19 protein-coding genes are annotated in these 21,049 nt (G+C 43.6%); 15 read left to right on the top strand and 4 right to left on the bottom strand.

What is annotated here, in order from left to right; genetic code table 11:
* Nucleotides 1–27 precede the first annotated feature (27 nt).
* The 8 genes from INQ51_RS01740 to INQ51_RS01705 all read left to right on the top strand — a co-directional run bounded on the left by INQ51_RS01740 (nt 28) and on the right by INQ51_RS01705 (nt 10,132).
* Nucleotides 28–1,302 (top strand): PQQ-binding-like beta-propeller repeat protein, encoded by a 1,275-nt coding sequence (locus INQ51_RS01740; RefSeq protein ID WP_233376178.1) that lies wholly within the window; start codon nt 28–30, stop codon nt 1,300–1,302.
* 563 nt (nt 1,303–1,865) lie between these two features.
* On the top strand, nt 1,866–3,533 hold the full coding sequence (locus tag INQ51_RS01735; protein WP_233376177.1) for a hypothetical protein: 1,668 nt from the start codon (nt 1,866–1,868) through the stop codon (nt 3,531–3,533).
* Between the two features lie 21 nt (nt 3,534–3,554).
* Nucleotides 3,555–4,418 carry a 4Fe-4S dicluster domain-containing protein gene (locus INQ51_RS01730; protein ID WP_233376176.1) on the top strand — a complete coding sequence of 288 codons (864 nt, stop codon included), beginning with the start codon at nt 3,555–3,557 and terminating at the stop codon, nt 4,416–4,418.
* Nucleotides 4,411–5,637 carry an NrfD/PsrC family molybdoenzyme membrane anchor subunit gene (gene nrfD / locus INQ51_RS01725; RefSeq protein WP_233376175.1) on the top strand — a complete coding sequence of 409 codons (1,227 nt, stop codon included), beginning with the start codon at nt 4,411–4,413 and terminating at the stop codon, nt 5,635–5,637. The genes INQ51_RS01730 and nrfD overlap by 8 nt, the downstream gene beginning before the upstream one ends.
* 31 nt (nt 5,638–5,668) lie before the next feature.
* Nucleotides 5,669–6,388, top strand: a complete 720-nt coding sequence (locus INQ51_RS01720) for a glycine cleavage system protein H (protein WP_233376174.1) — start codon at nt 5,669–5,671, stop codon at nt 6,386–6,388.
* A gap of 82 nt (nt 6,389–6,470) precedes the next feature.
* Nucleotides 6,471–8,171: a sensor histidine kinase gene (locus INQ51_RS01715; RefSeq protein ID WP_233376173.1), complete on the top strand. Its 1,701-nt coding sequence runs from the start codon at nt 6,471–6,473 to the stop codon at nt 8,169–8,171.
* Nucleotide 8,172: 1 nt separating this feature from the next.
* Nucleotides 8,173–9,516, top strand: coding sequence for a sigma-54-dependent transcriptional regulator (locus INQ51_RS01710; protein ID WP_233376172.1), 1,344 nt, complete (start codon nt 8,173–8,175; stop codon nt 9,514–9,516).
* A 61-nt stretch (nt 9,517–9,577) separates the two neighbouring features.
* Nucleotides 9,578–10,132 carry an archaemetzincin family Zn-dependent metalloprotease gene (locus INQ51_RS01705; RefSeq protein WP_233376171.1) on the top strand — a complete coding sequence of 185 codons (555 nt, stop codon included), beginning with the start codon at nt 9,578–9,580 and terminating at the stop codon, nt 10,130–10,132.
* A gap of 42 nt (nt 10,133–10,174) precedes the next feature.
* Here INQ51_RS01705 and INQ51_RS01700 read toward each other — a convergent pair whose 3' ends face one another.
* The 4 genes from INQ51_RS01700 to INQ51_RS01685 all read right to left on the bottom strand — a co-directional run bounded on the left by INQ51_RS01700 (nt 10,175) and on the right by INQ51_RS01685 (nt 12,598).
* Entirely contained in the window at nt 10,175–10,660 is a 486-nt protein-coding gene (locus INQ51_RS01700; protein WP_233376170.1) for a DUF4252 domain-containing protein, read from the bottom strand.
* The gene (locus INQ51_RS01695) at nt 10,657–11,139 is read right to left on the bottom strand and encodes a hypothetical protein (RefSeq protein WP_233376169.1); all 483 of its coding nucleotides are present in this window, start codon (nt 11,137–11,139) and stop codon (nt 10,657–10,659) included. The genes INQ51_RS01700 and INQ51_RS01695 overlap by 4 nt, the downstream gene beginning before the upstream one ends.
* Entirely contained in the window at nt 11,126–11,626 is a 501-nt protein-coding gene (locus INQ51_RS01690) for an RNA polymerase sigma factor (protein WP_233376168.1), read from the bottom strand. Before INQ51_RS01690 ends, INQ51_RS01695 begins: the two co-directional genes overlap by 14 nt.
* Nucleotides 11,627–11,884: 258 nt before the next feature.
* Nucleotides 11,885–12,598, bottom strand: coding sequence for an RDD family protein (locus INQ51_RS01685; RefSeq protein ID WP_233376167.1), 714 nt, complete (start codon nt 12,596–12,598; stop codon nt 11,885–11,887).
* Between the two features lie 147 nt (nt 12,599–12,745).
* Here INQ51_RS01685 and INQ51_RS01680 point away from each other — a divergent pair, with 147 nt between their 5' ends.
* The 7 genes from INQ51_RS01680 (at nt 12,746) to typA (ending at nt 20,841) form a co-directional block, all read left to right on the top strand.
* Nucleotides 12,746–13,705 (top strand): stage II sporulation protein M, encoded by a 960-nt coding sequence (locus INQ51_RS01680; protein ID WP_233376166.1) that lies wholly within the window; start codon nt 12,746–12,748, stop codon nt 13,703–13,705.
* A gap of 92 nt (nt 13,706–13,797) precedes the next feature.
* Complete coding sequence (locus INQ51_RS01675; protein WP_233376165.1) at nt 13,798–14,565, top strand: hypothetical protein; 768 nt, start codon at nt 13,798–13,800, stop codon at nt 14,563–14,565.
* Nucleotides 14,558–15,271 carry a DUF4129 domain-containing protein gene (locus INQ51_RS01670; protein ID WP_233376164.1) on the top strand — a complete coding sequence of 238 codons (714 nt, stop codon included), beginning with the start codon at nt 14,558–14,560 and terminating at the stop codon, nt 15,269–15,271. The genes INQ51_RS01675 and INQ51_RS01670 overlap by 8 nt, the downstream gene beginning before the upstream one ends.
* On the top strand, nt 15,268–16,464 hold the full coding sequence (locus INQ51_RS01665) for a hypothetical protein (protein ID WP_233376163.1): 1,197 nt from the start codon (nt 15,268–15,270) through the stop codon (nt 16,462–16,464). The genes INQ51_RS01670 and INQ51_RS01665 overlap by 4 nt, the downstream gene beginning before the upstream one ends.
* Nucleotides 16,465–16,482: 18 nt before the next feature.
* Nucleotides 16,483–17,469, top strand: a complete 987-nt coding sequence (locus INQ51_RS01660) for an AAA family ATPase (RefSeq protein ID WP_233376162.1) — start codon at nt 16,483–16,485, stop codon at nt 17,467–17,469.
* Between the two features lie 24 nt (nt 17,470–17,493).
* Nucleotides 17,494–18,828, top strand: coding sequence for a DUF58 domain-containing protein (locus INQ51_RS01655; protein ID WP_233376161.1), 1,335 nt, complete (start codon nt 17,494–17,496; stop codon nt 18,826–18,828).
* A gap of 201 nt (nt 18,829–19,029) precedes the next feature.
* Nucleotides 19,030–20,841: a translational GTPase TypA gene (gene typA, locus INQ51_RS01650; protein WP_233376160.1), complete on the top strand. Its 1,812-nt coding sequence runs from the start codon at nt 19,030–19,032 to the stop codon at nt 20,839–20,841.
* Nucleotides 20,842–21,049: the final 208 nt, after the last annotated feature.

The following is a 21,049-nucleotide window of genomic DNA, read 5'->3' as shown; positions in this document are numbered from 1 at the left end:
GAGACAGATCAACTAAAACCTTATTCAATGAAGCGTTTCTTAATTACCATTCCTTTTGTGATAGTTTTCCTCTTTTTTTCTTCATGCAATTCAAATACGCAGAACTGGACACATTTTAGAGGTTCGGAAATGAACGGGCACGCCAATGTGGAAAAAGCTCCCTTGCGTTGGAATGACACGGAAAACGTAGTTTGGAAAGTACCGGTGAAAGGTGTAGGTTGGTCGTCGCCGGCAGTATTGGGGAACCAGGTTTGGCTGACTTCAGCAGAAGAAGACGGTACCCGGTTTTATACCTATTGTTTTGATTTAAAAACCGGAAAGCTACTCGACGAGAAAACAATTTTTACTTCGGAAGAACCACAGCGTATACACAGTACCAACTCGTATGCAACACCAACTCCGTGCATTGAAAAGGGAAGGGTTTATGTTCATTACGGAGATTTTGGAACAGCTTGCATCGACACCAAAACTTTTAATGAGGTTTGGAAACGCGAAGATTTGCGTTGCAAGCACATGCAGGGACCGGCTTCTTCGCCAATTATTTACAAGAAACTGTTGATTTTGCATCTGGAAGGTACCGAAGATCCTTATGTGGTGGCCTTGGATAAAACCACGGGCGAAACCATCTGGAAGAGTGTGCGCCCCAAGGAAATTTATGATCCGCTGGAGCCCGTTTACCGGAAGTCGTACCAGACGCCGATTGTGATAAATGCAGGCGGAAAGGAACTGCTCATCAGTAATTCGGCTTACATGTGTTTTGCGCACGATGTAAATACCGGTGAAGTGATCTGGACTTTCACTTACGGCTACGACTCCACGGTTAGTCAGCCACTGTATTACAACGGGCTAGTGTTTGTTAATTCGGGTTGGATTTTCGAGGATAACACGCCGTTCTTTACCAGGCAGTACGCGATTGATCCGACAGGGAGGGGAGATGTTACCAAAACTAATCAGGTGTGGATGTACGACGATGAAGTTCCGCAAATTCCAACTCCTGTAATTGTTGACGGACTTATGTACATGGTTCATGACCGCGGCATGGTCACCTGTTTGGACGCCATGAGTGGAAAACCGGTCTGGAAAGAAAAGCTAAAAGGAAACTTCAACGCTTCACCCATTTTTGCAGCAGGCAATATCTACTTCATGAATGTGAAAGGCGACTGTACCATTATTAAACCAGGCAATTCATTCCAAAAAGTGGCCGAAAACAGCATCAACGAAACCGTTAAAGCCGTTCCTGCCTTTGTGGACGATCAGATGATTTTGCGTACGAAGGATAATCTTTATCTGATTCGGGAGTAAAAGATATCATCATAACGAGGAGGTTTTATAGAAATAGAACCTTCATTTCCTGTACTTATCAACTTGGAAGTAGAACGCAGATGACACAAATCTTAGCCGATAATCACTAAACGGCGAAACCCAGTTAAATCAGAGTTGTCTGTGTGCCGTTTTGGGGAAATTGTTAGTATTACGTTTATCGTTCTAGCTTTTGATATAGCCTCAGCGTTTTGTATTTCTATAACACCAAACACTTCCATTAAATTATTTTCAAAAAAAATAAGCCTCAATATGCTTGTAGCTCAGTTCTTATGCAACTGAGTGTTGAAAAATACAACACCTGTTGAATTTTTCAACAGGTGTGATAACGTTCACTAAGTCAGTGATATATCTGAATCGCTGAAAATGACTGTAAAGATATTCAACACTTCATGTGTTGAGATTATTGTTGGTTTCTTGTGTAAGTTTCAGTATGTGAGGGTCTTGTAGGTTTGGTCTCAAAGTTGGATAAGGTATTTCGGGTGGAAAAAGAATCCAAAAATTGGGTTCAGGTACCCATAAAAAACGTTAAAATCAATTCAACAATGAAAACCAGGATTTTTATAACAGTAGTGCTGCTCCTGCTGGTAATTGGCGGAGCGAGCAGCCAAAATGCCGGAACACCGGCAGCAAGCGACGAGCCTGTAAAGATTTTTGCAACACAGGAAACACACGGTCTGGTTGATTCGTGGATCACCGAATACAGGAAAAGTAATGCCGGGTTCAACTGTGAGCTTTCTTCTGTGGGGCTGGCGGAAATCAGCAGCAAGGTAAGCGACGAAGGTTCGCTTGGTTTTGTTATGCAGCAGCCCGGCACATCCATGTCGGCCGAATCGATGTGGCTGATGACACTGGGCCGCGAAGTGATTGTGGCTGTTTACCACGAAGCGAATCCTTCTGTAAGTGAGGTTTCCGAAAAAGGAATCTCGGCTAAAGAGCTGGCAGCCATGGTGGACAGTAAAGTCAGCACAGGAGGTGAGCCGGTGAATTTGTATGTGTTGGACGACGCAGAAGTAAAATTATCGGTGGCTAAATTTCTGGAAACCGATCCTGCAAAAATCGCCGGGCAGAATGCGCTTTCGAAAGAAGAGTTCCTGGCTGCGATTCAGAAAGATAAACACGCCATTGGGTTTTGTAATTTGTCAACTGTTTTGAACACTGCAGAACAGGCCTTTGCTGAAAAAATCAAATTACTGCCGATTGACCGGAACGGAAATGGCCGACTGGATTACAACGAAAACTTTTACGCCAATCCCGAACAGTTTGAACGCTCTGTATGGATCGGGAAATACCCGCGAGCACTTGTGCACAGCATTTACGCGGTGGCTCCTGCTTTCCCCGAAAACAGTGAGTTGAGTGATTTCCTGACCTGGGTTACCACTTCGGGACAAACAGCAGTGGGGCAAAACGGATATACCGAACTGGTGTATGGCGAGATGCAATCGAATCTCGAAAAACTTGTACCTCCTGTTTTGCTGGCAGAAGCTCAAATCAACGAAAGCACGCGTTCGTCTGTTTTGCTGTGGACCGTGCTGGTGGTGGCGGCGCTTGCGTTGCTTTTTGCCGTGGTTATTTATACCGGACGAAAAAGAAAGGCAAAGGCTCCTTTGCTGAATAAAGCAACGCTGATCAAGCTGTTAAACGAAGAGGCGCTTACCTTTCCGAAGGGTTTGTACTTCGACAAGTCGCACACCTGGGTTTTTATGGAAAAAGGTGGCCGGGTTCGTTTGGGAGTCGACGACTTTATCTCGAATGTAACCGGTGAATATACCCGGGTGATCATGAAAAGTCCGGGAGAGAAAGTGAAACGTATGGAGCCGCTGGTAACATTGATTCGGAAAGGAAAGCAAATCACGCTGAATTCTCCTGTTTCAGGAACCATTAAAGAGATCAATGAAAGCCTGGTAGCCGATCCGTTTACAATCAATGATGCGCCTTACGGAGAAGGGTGGGTGTACAAAATTGAACCGTCGAACTGGTTACGTGAAATCCAGTTTTTCACCATGGGTAACAACTACCGGGAATGGATCAGCAGTGAATTTACGCGGTTGAAAGATTTTCTGGCATGTTCCCTGAATATCATGAACATGGAAGATGGGAAACTGGCCTTCCAGGAAGGCGGTGAACTCATGCTTCACCCGTTGAAAGATCTGGACCCAAAAGTTTGGGAAGATTTTCAGAATTACTTCATCAATACCGCAGACATGTATTGATTGGTGAAAACAATTAAAACCATGAGTATAGACAGGAGAAATTTCTTCAAAGTGCTTGGAGTTACCGGGGCAGGTTTGGCCTTTGGGAAACAGGCACAGGCTGAGCCCGCCGGTGAAGAAGAGACAGAGTTTAAAGCCATTTTGTACGACTCAACACGGTGTGTGGGCTGCCAAAGCTGCGAGTTCTCGTGTGCCGAAGTTCATAACTTACCCGAGCCCGAAGATTTTCCGGAGGTGGGTGTTCTTCGAAAAACCAACGAAAACCGCCGAACGGTAGTAAATGCTTATGATACCTCGAAAGGAGAGGTGTACGTAAAACGTCAGTGTATGCATTGCAACCAGCCGGCGTGCGGGGCAGCCTGTTTAACACAGGCCATGCTCAAAACAAAGGAAGGACCGGTAATCTGGCGTGAAAACAAATGCATGGGATGCCGGTATTGCATGATTTCCTGTCCGTTTGATATTCCTAAATTTGAGTACAACAGTCCGAATCCAAAGATTACCAAATGTAACATGTGCTTTGAGCGGCAACAAGAAGGGCAGTTACCGGCTTGTGTGGAGAATTGCCCCGCAGAAGCGCTCGTGTTTGGGACCCGGCGCGAATTAATGGCGGAAGCACGCCGCAGGATCGTTGAAAATCCGGATGCCTACTACCCTCATATTTACGGGGAAAACGAAGCGGGAGGAACATCCTTTTTGTATTTATCGCCTGTTCCGTTTGAGGAAATAGGTTTTAGAACGAATATTCAGAATGCCTCTTATCCGGCTCTCACAAAAGGTTTTTTGTACAGCGTACCTGCTGTTTTTGTTCTGGTGCCTTCTGTTCTTTTAGGCATACATAAAGCAACCAAGTCTAACCTGGACAAAACTAACAATTATGACTAGCTCTGCATTTCCTTTAAAAAAAGAAAAAAAGTCCATCGGGCGCTTTTTGCTGGATGAGTTGAAGCCCAGGGGAAAATGGTTAACGCCGTTTAATATTATTTCAATTCCGGTAATGCTGGTGGGGGCCGCCATTATTGTTATCCGTTTTATCAACGGAATTGGAGCTGTTTCCAACGTAACCCAGGACATTCCGTGGGGCGTATGGAAAGGATTTAATGTTATTACCGGAGTTGCGTTTGCCGGTGGTGCTTACATTCTCACCTTTGTGGTGTATGTACTGAAAGTTGACAAGTTTCACTCCATCGTAAGGGTAACGGTTTTGAATGGTTTTCTGGCCTATGTGTTTTATGCCGGCGCTTTGGTATTGGACCTTGGTAAACCCTGGAATATTTTCAACCCGATTATCGGAAATAATTTTGGTGCTAATTCGGTATTGTTCCTGGTGGCCTGGCATTTTTTGCTCTATATCGTTGCGCAGGCTATCGAGTTTTCGCCAGCCGTTGCCGAGTGGTTGAATGCCCGCCGGGCGCATAAAATTTTATCCGGATTAACACTGGGGGCGGTTATTTTTGGTATCACCCTGTCAACCTTGCATCAGTCGGGCTTGGGAGCGCTCTTCCTGATGGCCAGGGAAAAAATACACCCACTGTGGTATTCCGAGTTTATTCCTTTGTTATTCCTGATGTCCAGCGTTTTTGCCGGACTGTCGATGGTGATCTTCGAAGGATCGATCAGCGAACGCGTTTTTGCCGACCAAATCACCAGTGAAAATAGAAAGCAGCGAAAAGACATCATTCTGAGTCTTTCCCGGATCTGTGCGTTCAGCATTTTTGTGTATCTGTTTATGCAGATCCTTGTTTTTGCTCACGGTCATCGCTGGGCCTACATCAATACCCCGATGGGTTATTGGTTTTTACTCGAAATGCTTGGTTTCGTAGTGGCACCCATGCTTTTGTTTTTGCTGAGTTTTAAACGGGCGAACATTAGGTGGGCAAGGGTAGCCGCGGTTTTAACCATTGTTGGAATAATCCTGAACCGGCTTAATGTGTCGATCATTGCTTTTCGCTGGGATGCGGCAGTGCACTATGTGCCATCGTGGATGGAAATAGTGGTGGCCGTTTCCATCGTGTTTGTTGAAATCTGGATTTTCCGTTGGGTAATCAATCGTATGCCCGTGCTGCGCGAGTCTCCGTCGTGGGCAAACAATAAGCACGTGTAAAAGAATTGTCTCATCATTAAAAAAGAAAAAAATGGAAGGATTTACATATACAAACCTGTTCGAAACAAAAGGAATCGAGTACATTATTGTGATCCTGTTTCTTTTGTTGCTGATTCCTTTCTGGCTGCTGGTAACCGGAAAAAGCAATGCGGTACAGCATGTTCAGGAAGGCATTCGGGTACTTGCTGCCCATTTGTTACGTGTTCCGAAAGGCTTGTTTTTTAGCCGGAATCATACCTGGCTTTACCTCGAAAAATCGGGACAGGCAAAAATCGGATTAGACGATTTTCTTCAGAATGTACTGGGTGAAATAACCGTTCAGCCACTAAAATCGGCCGGCGATGTGGTACAAAAGGGAGAGGTGCTGGCGCTGATTGAGCAGGAAGGGAAACAGTTGCATGTTCATTCACCGCTTTCAGGCGAAATTGTGGGGGTGAATGCCTCGGTTTTGGAACGCCGCGGAGCACTCCCGGGCGAGGCCTTCGAAGAGGGCTGGTTGTTCGCCCTTGTCCCTGCCAACTGGCAGAAAGAAACGTCAAATTTTCTACTGGGAGCCGAAGCTGTCAGGTGGTTTATGGATGAGATCAACCGGCTCAAGGATTTTCTGAACGTAAAACTGGCCCGGCAGGCAGGACTGGAATCCCTGGTGGTCTTTCAGGAAGGTGGTGAGTTAGAGGTCGATCCGCTTGCTGAATTGGACGCCGGTATTTGGAATGAATTTCAAAATGAATTTTTGGAGCAAACCAGCTAATTAGAAAGAGTCTTTGTTAACCCCTTTGTTCTTTTTTGTAACTTACGGTGCCTTTAAAAAACCACCGATTGACTGACTCGTAATGAAGAAAAGTGACGATAACAGAAGAACTGCGCCCGAGCGAAAACCGCGAAAATCACTGTCTGAATTTGTTCGGCATTACCTGAGTTTTCGCTCGTCAATTTATGCCCGTGTAGTTTACATAATCGGGTTGCTTTCTCTGTTTTTATTCATTTCCTACAGCCTTATTTTTAAGTCGGTTTACGAAGGCTACCTCCGTACCGTTATTCGCCAGCAGGGGGATAATATCGGGTCGATTGTGGAGGGCTCACTTTACCACTCGATGCTGAAAAACGACAAAAGTGCGTTGCAAAGTACGCTCGACATCATTAACGCCATGCCCGGTATCGATGAGGTGAACATGTACAACAACCGCGACAGTTTGGTGTATTCTACCACCGCCTTTTCTGATTCTTTGTCACAGCGAGGCCCGAACTGCGGCGGGTGCCATTCCAATTTTTCTGAAATGTTTCCGGCCAAACAGAAGTCGTACCGGATAATCGATTTCAAGAGCCCTTGCAACATGGATCAGAAACAGAAAGGACACCGGCAGTTACTGGTGCGAACTCCAATTCTGAATGAACGCTCGTGTTATGCAAGCGCTTGCCACGCTCACAGCCAGGACGAAGAAATTCTGGGGTCGCTCATCATAAAGGTTCCGCTGTCGGAACTTGATTCCGCCGTAACAAAGTCATCCACCGATTTCTTTTTGCTGGCGATTGTTGTGACAGTACTCCTGGTTTCGCTGCTGATATTTTTTACAAAGAACAAGATACAGAAGCCATTGAACGAGATCATCGTAGCCAGTGAAGCGGTGTCGAAGGGCGACCGAAGCCGCCGGCTCGAAATCAGGCCTCATTTACTCGAAGATATGCGTTCGGTATCGCTGGCCTTTAACAACATGCTCGATAACCTGGACGCCGCCAACCGGGAGTTGGAAAACTGGTCGCATCAGCTGGAATACAAGGTGCAGCGGAAATCGGAAGAACTGGCCGAAATTCAGAACGAGCTTATTCATATTGAAAGGATCACTTCGTTGGGCAAATTATCGTCGTCGGTGGCGCACGAGATCAACAACCCGCTTTCCGGAATATTGACTTACAGTAAATTGGTGGCCAAGCAACTGGCGAAGCTCGACATGCCCGAAACATCGAAAGCTTCGATGCTGAAATACCTGAAAGTGATTGAGACCGAATCGAAACGTTGCGGAAATATTGTGCGAGGTTTGCTGGATTTCTCCCGAAAAGACCAGGAAAACTTTGAGCAACATCACCTTAACCAGGTGCTGAAAGAGTCGTACAGTTTGATGGCACACCAGATGCACATTGCCGGTATTCATTTTTATACTGATTTTACAGCCAGTTCGGACCTGATTTATTGCAACGACAATCAGATCAAGCAGGTTTGTGTGGCCTTGCTCGTGAATGCAATGGAAGCGATCACCCTTAACGGAGAGATACTGATCAAAACCTCAAATCCGGACGAAGGGCACATAAAAATGAACATTGTCGATAACGGTGTTGGCATTGCAGCTGAAGATATTTCGCGCATTTTTCAGCCATTTTATTCGGCCAAACAGCGGGCCAGCGGAATTGGACTGGGGCTGGCCATTGTGCACGGGATTGTTCAGAGCCACAAGGGAAAAATTGAAGTGCAGTCGGAGCCTGGAAAGGGAACGACCATGTCGGTACTGTTTAATTTGGTAACAAAAGAAGATCAATAATATGAAGACGACCATTTCTATATTAATTGTTGACGATGAAGAATCGGTGAGAGACTCGTTGTACAACTGGTTCATTGAGGATGGTTACGAAGTGGATTGCGCCGCCAATGCCAAAGAGGCGCTGGCCAAAATTGAATCGGAGAAGTTTGATATTATTCTGGCTGACATAAAAATGCCCGGGATGGATGGGCTGGAAATGCACCGGCGCATCAAGGCTTTCGACAGCTCGGCCATTATTATTGTAATGACCGCTTTTGCCTCGGTAGAAACTGCTGTTCAGGCTTTAAAAGACGGCGCTTTCGATTACATTACCAAGCCTTTTGATCCGGATGATCTTACGCACCTGATTCGAAATGCTGCCCGGCAAATCTCGCTTCGAAACGAAAATGAAACACTGAAAAATAAGCTGGTAACGCTGGAGAATATCGAAGACATTGTGGGCAACAGCGATGGAATGATCCGGGTGTTGAAAGAAGTGGAAAACGTTGCTCCGGCGCACTCTTCAGTTATAATTACTGGTGAAAGCGGAACGGGTAAGGAACTTATTGCACGCGCCATTCATTCCAATTCGCCGCGTAAGTTTTTTCCGTTGGTAACGGTTCATTGCGGGGCTTTATCGGAAGATTTGCTGGAGAGTGAATTGTTTGGCCACGAAAAAGGTGCCTTTACCGGGGCCATGTTTAACCGCAAGGGGCGTTTTGAAATGGCGGATGGCGGTACTGTTTTTCTGGATGAAATTGCTACGATCTCCATGAAGATGCAGATCGAACTTTTGCGCGTGCTCGAATCAAAAATGTTTACAAGGGTAGGCGGAAACAAAGAGATAAAATCAGATTTCCGAATTATCTGCGCTACCAACAAGGACCTCAAAAGAATGGTGGCCGACGGTTCTTTTCGCGAAGACCTGTATTACCGCTTGAATGTGGTGAACATTAACATTCCTCCGCTTAGGGACAGAAAGGAGGATATTCCGATGCTGGTGACTTATTTCATCAAAAAATACTGTACTTCGATGAGCCGGGATCTGATCACCATCGATCAGGCAGCTTTGCGAAGGCTGGAAGAGTATCATTTTCCCGGGAATGTGCGCGAACTGGAAAACATGATCGAACGTGCCATTGTGGTTGGAAACGGAAAAGAGATCAGGTTGAAAGATCTTCCGATTGAAACCGATGTGGTGACCGACTCAAACGACAGCCTGAATGAGTTGGAGAAAAAGTACATTCAGAAAACACTGGAAAAATACGACTGGAACATCAGCCGTTCGGCTAAAGCGCTTCAGATCGACCGCGTGACACTGTACAATAAAATTAAAAAACATCAGCTTAGTTCGCCCAGGAAGTAGGGGCTGACGAGGTTTTGTAAATTCGTGAGCCGCCTGGCTCATGTGCCTAAAAAACTAACTTTTGGAGAAAAAAGGGATAACACTGGTTGTTCAGGGCAGGTTCGAAAAGACCTTTCTCGATCAAATGGCCCGCGACATTGAAACGGCTTTTGGATGGCCTGTTTCAGTAGTCCCTTTAACACACGACATTCTCCCGTTTTTCGATGCCGCCCGAAAGCAATACGACGCCAACCGCCTGCTGCAATTGGTGCATGCCGAATACGCAGCAGAGTCGCTAAAAACCATTGGTCTGTTCCAGGTCGATCTTTTTATTCCTATTCTTACCTATATTTTCGGACAGGCGCAGTACAACGGAAGCACCGGAATTGCCTCGGTGTATCGCCTGAGAAACGAGCAATACGGCATGGCCGGAAACGAGCGGCTTTTGTACGAGCGGTTCAGAAAAGTGGTTATTCACGAGCTTGGCCATGCTTTCGGCCTGATCCATTGCCATGTCCCGATTTGTGTGATGCGCCCAGGAACTTACGTGGAAGACATCGACCAGAAAAAGCACTTCTTTTGTAACAAGTGTTATGCTGAGTTGGAGGCTTCATTAAAAGCAATTCAGGGGAGCTAAAAAGGAACTGCAGTAGTTCAAAACAGTTCCTTTTCTATATAGTTACATATCAAACGCGCTTCCGGCAATTTCCATTACCTGTTGAAATTCTCCGATCGATTTCAAATCCAGGGTTCCTGTAATGTAAATGATCATATCGGAACTAAGCAGAAGAAATTCATTCTCGCTTTTACCTTCCTTTTTGTAAAAGTGGAGAACTTCGTGACGGTCCTGTCTTGTCATTAATCGCGTATAGCCTTGCAGGTTGGTGTTTTCCAGGAACGTTTTAACTAGGATGTCGCCGCGGTCATTGTTCGTTCTTGCGGGTTGTACCATTTTTAACTTGTGCAGCTGTTTTATGTAATTGATAAATTCGGGACTGGCATTTTTCGACTCCGACAACATGGCAAACATGTCTTTTGTAACTTCAAAATACGAATCGTCGGGCGTTGTAATTTTCTCCAGGGATTTATCGATGGACAGGTTGCCGTTTTGCGCTGCACTGAACAAACTTAGTGATAGCAGAAAAAGAATAAGTTTTGCTTTCATAACTGATTGAAATTTATGTTTTTAAATGGATTGTTTTTGTTGATGTTAATATTTTTTAATGCCTGCATACTGGTCACCGGTTCTCCCATCTTTTTTTGGGCGTCTTCCAGTTGGGTGAGGCAGGCATTCAGTTCTTTCGAAAAATAAAGCAAGGCCTCGCTGGTATTTTTTTGAAGTTCAGCCAATTCCTGCGTTTGTGCTTTCTTGTGTTGATGATGCTGAAAAGCAAAAAACAAGCTTACTGCAAGTACCACCGATGCGGCATAAGAAAGAACACGCCGGACTGTAATTGTACGTTTTCTTTGTTCTTTTTTCAGTTTTTCAAAAGGATCAAACGCAGCTTTTCGGGCTTGTTCGCCGCGAATCATTTCCCGATAAGAGCGAATAAAATCGTTTTCTTCCGGTGTGTTGTGAGCTTTTCCGGAACTTCCCGGGAATGGCTCATTGTCCCAAAACAAATCTGGTTTATTGGTACGCATCTTTCAATTCCTCCTTAAACAGTTCAACTAATTTTTTTCTTCCCCTCGAAACGTTCACCCGTATGGTTTCGACGCTTTGCTCCAGAATTTCACTGATTTCGCTGTAATCGAAACCTTCAATGTCTTTCAGACTAACTGCCAGCCTTTGCTGGTCGGGTAGCCGGTAGAGTTCCTGTTTTAGCTTTTCAACCAAATCAAGCTGCTCAATTTCAGGTTCGGTGGTTGCGTGTACCCAAACATTTTGTTCGTAGGTTTGCTGCTGTTTTTGTTTCCTCAATACATCAAAACAATAATTCTTAACTGCGTTCAAACAATAGCTTTCCAGGTTTTTAGCGCGGTCCAGCAAATGTTTGTTCTTCCAAAGTTTTAGCACTACCTCCTGGACTGCATCCTGCGCATCGTCACTGTTTTTAAGGATGCTGAATGCAAACCTGTACAGCTTGTCTTTTTGTTGAAGAATTACTTGCTCAAATTCGCTTTTAGTCATCCAGTGCAGGCTCTTTGTTTTGTTTTATGAATTACGTACGAAGGAAGATTTCATAACATTGCGAAAGTAAGAAAATTGAAAATTAGCAACCTGATTATCTTTTTGTATGTGATTATATGTTGTATCAGGGATGAGTTTCAGCTGGACTAGATTTTCATTTAAAGATTTACTCTCTGGAAAACGAGTAAAGCTTGTCCAACCCGAATAGCCTTCCCCTGTGGTTGGAAATAGTTTATAATAACGGGGTAAAGCAACTTATCAGGCGTAAACCAGGTAATAATCGTCAAGTAGTTGTTCCAAAAACTTCACTGGTATCATATTGGTTTCAATGCCTAATTTCTTTTGCATGGTGCTACTTGTTTGTTTGAGCATTTTGGCTGCATTTCCATAAAACCCTGCTTCTTTGCCATAGGCTAAAACTTCACGTATCACTTCAATGTCTTTGTCATCAAGCAAGCTAACCTGGCTAAACACTATTTTTTTCTCTTCCGAAGGTTTTTGGGTATACCGGAGCTCCTGAAGTTTTTGAGCAGGTTTAATCGAAATGACAAGTGTATCTGCCGCAATATCGCCCACTCGTTGTCCTTTTTTGCTAAACAATATTGTAACAACGCCAACACTGGCAAACAAAATCCATATATCAACCAGGCGCAGTATCCAACGTAAAAGATAGGAGGTAAACGGAATATTTTGTCCCTGGCTGTGTACTACTTTGATTTTCATTACCATTTTTCCCAATGTCTGCCCGTCAAACAATAGCTCAAGGAGTAGGGTGTAGAAATAAACCGGAAGAAGGAAAATAGCCATAAAAGTAGTGCCCATAGAAAAAATGCCTGACAGAATAGTCCCTATAAGTGCATAGGCTCCCATTACCATGGCGTCAAGTAACGATGCGATCATGCGTTCTCCCAAACTGCCCCTGGTTTGATAAAGTAATGTGTTTTGTGCGGTTTGAATTTTTATGGCGGTCATATTCAGATTTATAGTTGTGTTTTCGGTAAACTAATTTCTATTTTGTTATTTTAGCTTTGAAATTAATATAATTTTTTAAGCGGATAATTGAACCGCTAAAAATCGGAAAAACCAAACATAAAAAATTACTGTTTTTCAGGTTGTGGTATGAAAGAAATCGTTTTCGTCAAACGAAATTCGGAAAAGTGGGAGCAAATAGAGAAGCTTTTGCACGAGAATCACCCAATAAAGCCCGATGACCTTTACAATATGTATATTGGGCTAAATGACGATTTATCATATGCCGCTACATTTTTTTCTCAAAGTGAAACACACGTTTATCTGAATAATCTGACCGTTCAGTTACACCAAAAGATTTATTTGAACAGAAAGATAAAGCGAAACCGTTTTGTCGAGTTCTGGAAAACAGAGTATCCTTTATTGTTTTGGCAAAACCGGAGATATTTTTGGTATGCATCGGCCATTTTTATTATTAGCATTATCATCGGCGCTTTTTCAACTTCGGTTGACAACAATTTTCCACGGATTATTTTGGGCGATCATTATGTTAATATGACACTTCAAAACATTTCGCATGGAGATCCGATGGCAGTTTATAAAAAGGCGAATGAAATGGATATGTTTCTGGGGATAACCATTAATAATATCCGTGTAGCATTTTTGGCCTTTGTTGCAGGTGTGTTTTTCTCTGTTGGCACCGGATTTATTTTACTGAAGAACGGGATTATGCTGGGGTGTTTTCAGTATTTCTTTTATCAATATGGTTTAATGCGCGAGTCGGTGCTCACTATTTATATTCACGGAACCCTGGAGCTTTTTTCCATTGTGGTGGCCGGAGCTGCCGGAATGGTTATCGGCAACAGTATTCTTTTTCCCGACACTTTGCCCCGTGTCTTGTCTTTCAGGAAGGGCGCTGTAACCGGATTGAAAATTGTTTCAGGGGTGGTGCCTGTATTTATGGTGGCAGGCTTTCTTGAAGGCTATGTAACCCGCCATACCGAATTGCCGGATATGCTTAGGGGTGGAATTATTCTGCTGTCGTTAGTATTTATTGTCTGGTATTTCTTTTTATATCCCGGATATTTACTTCAAAAATCAACAAACTAATTATGGAACCACATTTTGAATTTAGAAAGATTCGTGATTTTGGAACGGTAATGAACCATTCGTTTGACTTTATCCGACAGGAATTTAAACGATTGGGAAAAACATTTCTGATTTACGTGTTGCCGTTTTTTATCCTCTCCGGTATATTATTGGTTTATTCGCAAATGAGCTTACTGGATTCGCTACAGAATATGACGCCTGGCGAGTCTTTCGGAAAGTTTACTTTACTGAGGGCAATACCCAGTTATATAATTCAAATCTTGAATTATACTGTATTAACTGCGGTGGTTTACGGATATATGGATTTGCACCTAAAGAAAAAAGGTGACTTTACTCCCGAGGAACTATGGCCTGGTGTGTTAAGAATAGGGCTTAAATTATTTATGGTCTATTTCACCACTTTTGTTATGATAATAATAGCCAGTATTTTTCTGGTAGTGCCCGGTATTTATCTTGGCGTAGTTTTTATGCTTGTTCCTCCGGTTCTCATTTTCGAAGAAGTTGGTATGGGAACAGCTATGAATCGTAGCTTTGACATCATAAAAGACAACTGGTGGAAAACTTTTGGAATCATCATTATTGCCGGACTTATTGTTTATATTTTTAGCATAGTGGTTTCCCTTCCGCTTATAATTACCACGGCGCTCAAAACATTTCATGCTGTATCAGCTAATCAAGAACCACAAATCTTCTCAACCGGTTATTTGGTTATGTCATCCATCATTTCCATTTTTCAAACCCTTTCCTATACTGTTATTTTGATTTTTGTGGCTATTCAGTATTTCAGTTTGGTTGAAGTAAAAGAGCGTCCTACTCTACAGGCAAAAATTGATAAGCTCGCCGAAGAAGTAAATGAATAAATTATTGCTGCAAATAGTTGTATTGGTTTTTCTGCTTATTGGTTCAGGTGGGGCAGGAGGAGGTATGGTTTGGGCTTTAAATGTTTCTTCAGAGGAAAGAAACTTTGATAAAACCCGGCTGGAGGAGTATAAAAATGACAAGGATTTTCAGTACGAAAACGATGTATATCGTTCCAATACCCTGTGGAATAAAGTGCGTTATTATTTTTATAAGCTACTGAAATTTTTGTTTGGTAAAGAGGGGGCTGGTCCTGTTATTCGTTACATGTTTTTGGTGGCGATTGTCCTGTTTGTTGTGTTGCAGTTATCCGGGACAAAATTAAAATGGTTTTTGGGCAAGGAGAATAAAAACCGCTTGGGAATTGTGAGCATTCCCGATGAAGATATTTCCGGTATTGATTTGGCAGAATTGGCCGAGAAGGCGCTAAGCGAAGGAGCCCTGAGACTTTGCGTGAGGTATCACTATTTGCAACTTCTGAAAATATTGGATGAAAAGGCTTACATTACCTGGCACCGCGATAAAACCAACCGCGACTATCTGGCTGAAATTACACAACCCGAAATACGTAGGCAGTTTCAACAGCAAACACTGGTTTTTGATTATGTTTGGTATGGCGACTTTCAATTGACAGAAGAACAGTTTCAGTGGGTGAACTCCGGTTTTCAGAACCTAATGAGCAGGCTCCAAACAAAGGACGACGAATGAAAGGATCTTTCAAATATATAATGCTGATAACCGGGTTGTTCGCGTTGTTGGTTTACCTCGAATCAATTGCTCCGCAAGATGTTGACTGGAGACAATCCTTTTCGGGAAACGACAAAATACCATTTGGAACCTGGGTTTTACGGCATGAACTGGATACTTTATTTCCGAATGCTGCGGTAACCGATGTTCGCACCAGTTTTTATGAATATGAAAGAGAAGGAAGCGACTTGCGTAACAGTTTGTTGATTGTAACCAATAATTTCAATCCCGACTCGCTTGATATGGATTTTCTTTACAGAAAGGCAGGTTTGGGAGCCGATGTTTTTATAGCAGCCAATTATTTTAATGAAGCATTGGCCGATTCATTTAAGTTTGAAATAAAGAATAAACTAATTACTGTGGCTGATTCGGTAACTACTTTGCAGGTTTGGGATGGCAGTAGTTGGGGCGAAAGTCTTCAGTTTCGGAAAAATGTACAATCCTCCTGGTTCAGTTTAGCCGATTCGTCGCAGGCGATTCCGTTGGGGAAGGGGAACAACAACCTTAACTTTATAAAAATACCATGTGGGAATGGGAATTTTCTGTTGCACTCGGCACCCCTGGTATTTACAAATTACCATACTTTGTACAACAACAGCAGCTACCAGGAACAGTTACTTGGATGGTTTTCCATGCCAACAGGAACATTGGAATGGGATGAGTATTACAAGCCTTTTCGCATTGATAACAGATCGCCGCTTAAAATTATTTTAGCGAACAAGAGTCTGGCGGCAGCTTACTGGACTTTGTTGATTGGGCTGGTTTTTTATATTGTTACCAATGTATTGCGGCGGCAAAGGGTAATTCCTGTCTTAAAAGCCAAAAACAACCTGTCGCTCGATTTTGTGCAAACCATCGGACTTTTGTATTACAATCAGAAAGACCACAAAGACCTGGTCGGAAAAATATTTGCAGCTTTTTTAGAATACATCAATTCAAGGTATTTTGTGCGTTTTGACAATAGTGATGATTTTTATCGGAAACTGGCCCAAAAGTCGGGAGTGAGCGAAAAAACGGTTAAAATGATTTTTAAACGGTACCAGGTATTGTCGGAGAAAAAACAGGTTTATGAGGATGAGCTTTTTCAGTTTAATAGCCTGGTAGAACAATTTTATCGCGATAGCCGTCAAGTAGCGACCAAACGACAATCATAAAGCTAAAATCAAAAGAAAATGAATATGGACGAGAATAACATGTTTGAAACCGGCAATGAGTTTGCCGCACTGGGTGAAGCAGTATTGAAAATAAAGGCCGAGCTTGCCAAGGTAATTGTAGGGCAGGAGCAAATGATCGACCTGTTGCTTGTTGCGCTATTAACCAATGGGCATGCCTTGATTGAAGGAGTGCCGGGAGTTGCCAAAACCCTGGCTGCAAAATTGCTTGCCAGGTCGGTTGATGCCGGGTTTTCGCGCATTCAGTTTACGCCCGACCTTATGCCTTCGGATGTAATTGGGACTTCGGTCTATAACATGGGCAAAGGCGAATTTCAATTTAAACAAGGCCCTGTTTTTTCAAACCTGGTATTGATTGATGAGATTAATCGGGCTCCCGCGAAAACACAGTCGGCCCTGTTCGAAGTGATGGAGGAAAGACAGATTTCGGTTGACGGACAGAGTTTCCGAATGCCTTTGCCATTTCTTGTGTTTGCTACACAAAATCCTATTGAGCACGAGGGAACTTATCGTTTGCCCGAAGCGCAGCTCGATCGCTTTCTGTTCAAAATAATTGTGAATTACCCTACGGTGGAAGAGGAAGAACAGATTCTGAATTTCCATGACGAAGCCAGAGGCCAGTTGCAAACGGAAGTTATTTCGCCCGTATTGACTGCCAGTCAATTGGTAGTTTTTCAGAAGCAGATTTTCGAAGTGGTCATTGAGCCAGGGCTTAAAAATTACATTGCACGTATCGTTTCTTCCACACGCAATCATAAAGATATTTATCTGGGAGCTTCGCCTCGCGCTGCTATTCATATTATGAATGCAGCCAAAGCCATTGCTGCCATGAACGGGCGTAGTTTTGTTACTCCCAGCGATATTAAAGAAGTGATTGCACCTGTTTTGTGCCATCGTATCATCTTGTCGCCCGATAAGGAAATGGAAGGCATTCGTCCCGAAGAGATGGTAAAGTTATTGGTTCAATCCATAGAAGTACCGCGCTAATTTTGTTCGATAATACAATCGTTTATGAATAAAAGAGAGAGCCGCATATATCTTACCAAACGTTTTTTTCTCAGTTTGCTGCTAATTGTTAGCGTATTTGTGCTGAGTTATTCTTTTTCGTGGATGTATTTCGCGGCCCGCCTGGCTCTTTTGGTGATGCTTGTACTTACATTGACCGACATAGTCTGGTTGTTTTTCCCTGGAGGGAAACTGGATATTCAGCGAACACTGCCGGCCCGTTTCTCACTTGGTGACGATAACCCCGTACTTGTAACGATTCGGAGCACTTTCCCTGCTAAGCTTAATTTTGGCATCATCGAGGAATTGCCACCTCAGTTTCAGAAACGAGACTTTTGGGTTAGTGGACAGCTTTCTGCGGGTGAAAGTTATCAATTGGATTATCTTTTAAAGCCTCTTACCCGTGGAGAATATAAGTTTGGCAATACCAATGTTTATATTTCCGGGATGCTGGGATTGGTTCAGCGACGTATAAAAGGCAGCCGGCCCGAATCGGTGGCAGTTTATCCCTCGTTTATCAGTATGCGAAAGTTTGAACTGATGGCCATTTCCAACCGGCTGGAAGATGTCGGGGTAAAGCGTATTCGTAAAGTGGGACAACATTCCGAATTTGACCAGATTCGTGAATATGTGCCGGGCGACGATTCGCGGACCATTAACTGGAAAGCAACAGCACGAAGGGCTGCCCTGATGGTGAATCAATACCAGGACGAACGTTCGCAACAGGTTATCTCGCTTATCGATATGGGGCGGGTAATGGAAATACCGTTTAATGGAATGACGCTGTTGGATTATGCGATTAACGCCAGTTTGATCATTTCGAATACGGCCATGTATAAACACGACCGTGCCGGATTGCTTACCTTCTCTAATCAAATTCATTCCTTTATTCATCCCGATCGAAAGGGCGGACATTTGCAACGAATTCTGGAAGTGCTGTATAATCAGCAAACCGATTTTTGCGAGCCTTCGTACGAAAAACTGTATGCAACAGTTTCTGCCAAAATCAAGCAACGTTCGTTGCTGATATTGTACACAAACTTCGAAGGTATTCCATCGCTAAAAAGACAGCTGCCTTATCTGAAGAGGCTGGCAGGCAGGCACTTGCTTTTGGTCGTTTTTTTCGAAAATACCGAGGTGCTTCAAATGGCTGACAGTCGTTCTCATAATCTCGAAGAAGTGTACATACATTCCATGGCAAGGAAATTTGTTCACGACAAAAAACGTATGGTGAGAGAGCTGAAACGGGCAGGAATAATGGCTCTATTGACTGCTCCGGAAAGCCTTTCCGTTAATTTGATTAATAAATACCTTGAAATTAAAGCAAGGGAAATGATATAATTCTTTCATCGATAGTAGCTCATGCATATTAAATTTTTGCCAAACTAGCTTTTAAGACATTTTTAAAAACCCTTCTTAATCCAAAACTTTCTTACTTTTGCGCGCCAATTCCAAAGAAATGCTTTTTTCGGTGGTAAATTATTGACAACGAAAACATTTCGCTCGTTTGGCTGTTGGTTGAATGGATTATAAAAATTGAAAATGGCAGAAATCAGAAATATTGCGATCATCGCCCACGTTGACCACGGAAAAACTACGCTGGTTGACCGCATTCTACACCAGGTAAAACTGTTTCGCGACAACCAGGAAGTACAAGAGCTTTTGCTCGACAACAACGATCTGGAGCGGGAACGCGGAATTACCATCCTCTCCAAAAACGTTTCGGTACGGTATAAAGACACTAAAATCAACATCATTGATACTCCCGGGCACAGCGACTTTGGGGGCGAAGTTGAGCGTGTGCTAAACATGGCCGATGGCGTTTTGCTGATTGTTGATGCTTTTGAGGGGCCGATGCCGCAAACGCGTTTTGTGTTGCAGAAAGCCATTGAACTGGGGCTGAAACCAATTGTGGTGGTTAACAAAGTAGACAAGGAAAACTGTACGCCTGATATTGCACAGGAAAAGGTTTTCGACCTGATGTTTAGCCTGGACGCCACCGAAGAACAATTGGATTTTCCGACGGTTTACGGTTCGGCCAAAGCCGGCTGGATGGGACCTGACTGGCAAACACCCACCGAAGATTTCATTTACCTGCTCGACACCATCCTGGAACACATTCCGGCATCTAAACATAAAGAAGGAACATTGCAAATGCGTATTACTTCGCTCGACTATTCTTCCTATACCGGAAGGATTGCAGTGGGAAAAGTAAGCCGCGGACAATTGATTCCCGGGGCACCTGTTTCGCTGGTAAAACGTGACGGAACAATCGTAAAATCAGTAGCCAAAGAGTGCTACTTGTTTGAAGGTCTGGGAAAAGAAAAAACAAAAGAACCGGTACCGTCAGGTGAGATTTGTGCAGTGCTTGGTCTCGAAGGTTTTGATATTGGCGATACCATCGCCGACATCGAAAATCCTGAAGGATTAAAAGCGATTCAAATAGACGAGCCTACCATGAGCATGATGTTTGTGGCCAACAACTCACCTTTTTTCGGCAAAGACGGGAAATTTGTTACTTCGCGTCAGTTGCGTGACCGACTGTACAAGGAAACAGAAAAGAACCTGGCTTTGCGTGTGGAAGAAACCAACTCGGCCGACTCGTTTTTGGTGTACGGCCGCGGAATTCTTCACTTGTCGATCCTGGTGGAAACCATGCGCCGCGAAGGCTACGAAATACAGTTGGGGCAGCCCAAAGTTATTATCAAGGAGATTGACGGGGTAAAATGCGAACCCGTAGAAGCACTTACCGTTCAGGTACCGGAAGTTTTCTCCGGAAAAGTAATTGAACTGGTAACGGCCCGCAAAGGCGAAATTGCCAACATCGAAGTAAACGATGACCGTTCGCATCTGGAGTTTTTTATTCCTGCACGCGGTTTGATCGGTTTGCGTAATCAAATGCTGACCGCCACCGAAGGAGAAGCAATTATGGCTCACCGCCTGAAAGGTTACGAACCCTGGAAAGGGGAGCTGGGAATCAAGCGAAACGGAGCTTTGATTTCGCTCGAAACAGGCACTGCTATTGCTTATTCAATCGATAAAATGCAGGATCGCGGACGTTTCTTTGTGGATCCGGGAGAAGACGTGTACATGGGCCAGGTAGTTGGAGAAAATACGCGTTTGGACGATCTGACACTGAATATTGTTAAGACAAAGAAATTGACAAACATGCGTGCTTCGGGTTCCGATGAAAAAACAAGCATTGCACCAGCCATCAAGTTTTCATTGGAAGAAGCCATGGAGTACATTCGCAACGACGAGTACATTGAAGTAACACCGAACCACATGCGTATCCGTAAGATTTTGCTGAACGAGCACGACCGCAAACGGGTGGCAAAATCAGTTACAGAATAGCTGAAAAAAACATAAACACAATAGAAAGCTTCATCATTTTTGATGAGGCTTTTTTTGTTTCTGAAGGGATGCTGTGTTTTTTTACGCAATCTGTTTGTCTGTCACTCTTCCTTCCCGGACAACAGTAAATCGAAATACTACTCTGGAAGATAACTTCACCAGGTTCCCAAAAATCAGGATATTTTGTTTGATGCTTTGAACAAAAAAA

The sequence above is a fragment of the Maribellus sp. CM-23 genome, from assembly GCF_021354595.1.
GTDB lineage: Bacteria > Bacteroidota > Bacteroidia > Bacteroidales > Prolixibacteraceae > Draconibacterium.
The sequence above is the reverse complement of the archived record's forward strand: the minus strand, read 5'-3'. Positions and strand labels throughout refer to the sequence as shown.

Coding starts and splice junctions, on each gene's coding strand:
- INQ51_RS01695 (WP_233376169.1), bottom strand. CDS start 11,139: ATGCGTACCAATAAACCAGATTTGTTTTGGGACAATGAGCCATTCCCG.
- INQ51_RS01700 (WP_233376170.1), bottom strand. CDS start 10,660: ATGAAAGCAAAACTTATTCTTTTTCTGCTATCACTAAGTTTGTTCAGT.
- INQ51_RS01685 (WP_233376167.1), bottom strand. CDS start 12,598: ATGACCGCCATAAAAATTCAAACCGCACAAAACACATTACTTTATCAA.
- INQ51_RS01665 (WP_233376163.1), top strand. CDS start 15,268: ATGAAAGGATCTTTCAAATATATAATGCTGATAACCGGGTTGTTCGCG.
- INQ51_RS01740 (WP_233376178.1), top strand. CDS start 28: ATGAAGCGTTTCTTAATTACCATTCCTTTTGTGATAGTTTTCCTCTTT.
- INQ51_RS01690 (WP_233376168.1), bottom strand. CDS start 11,626: ATGACTAAAAGCGAATTTGAGCAAGTAATTCTTCAACAAAAAGACAAG.
- INQ51_RS01680 (WP_233376166.1), top strand. CDS start 12,746: ATGAAAGAAATCGTTTTCGTCAAACGAAATTCGGAAAAGTGGGAGCAA.
- INQ51_RS01735 (WP_233376177.1), top strand. CDS start 1,866: ATGAAAACCAGGATTTTTATAACAGTAGTGCTGCTCCTGCTGGTAATT.
- INQ51_RS01710 (WP_233376172.1), top strand. CDS start 8,173: ATGAAGACGACCATTTCTATATTAATTGTTGACGATGAAGAATCGGTG.
- INQ51_RS01715 (WP_233376173.1), top strand. CDS start 6,471: ATGAAGAAAAGTGACGATAACAGAAGAACTGCGCCCGAGCGAAAACCG.
- INQ51_RS01730 (WP_233376176.1), top strand. CDS start 3,555: ATGAGTATAGACAGGAGAAATTTCTTCAAAGTGCTTGGAGTTACCGGG.
- INQ51_RS01670 (WP_233376164.1), top strand. CDS start 14,558: ATGAATAAATTATTGCTGCAAATAGTTGTATTGGTTTTTCTGCTTATT.
- INQ51_RS01660 (WP_233376162.1), top strand. CDS start 16,483: ATGAATATGGACGAGAATAACATGTTTGAAACCGGCAATGAGTTTGCC.
- INQ51_RS01720 (WP_233376174.1), top strand. CDS start 5,669: ATGGAAGGATTTACATATACAAACCTGTTCGAAACAAAAGGAATCGAG.
- INQ51_RS01655 (WP_233376161.1), top strand. CDS start 17,494: ATGAATAAAAGAGAGAGCCGCATATATCTTACCAAACGTTTTTTTCTC.
- nrfD (WP_233376175.1), top strand. CDS start 4,411: ATGACTAGCTCTGCATTTCCTTTAAAAAAAGAAAAAAAGTCCATCGGG.
- typA (WP_233376160.1), top strand. CDS start 19,030: ATGGCAGAAATCAGAAATATTGCGATCATCGCCCACGTTGACCACGGA.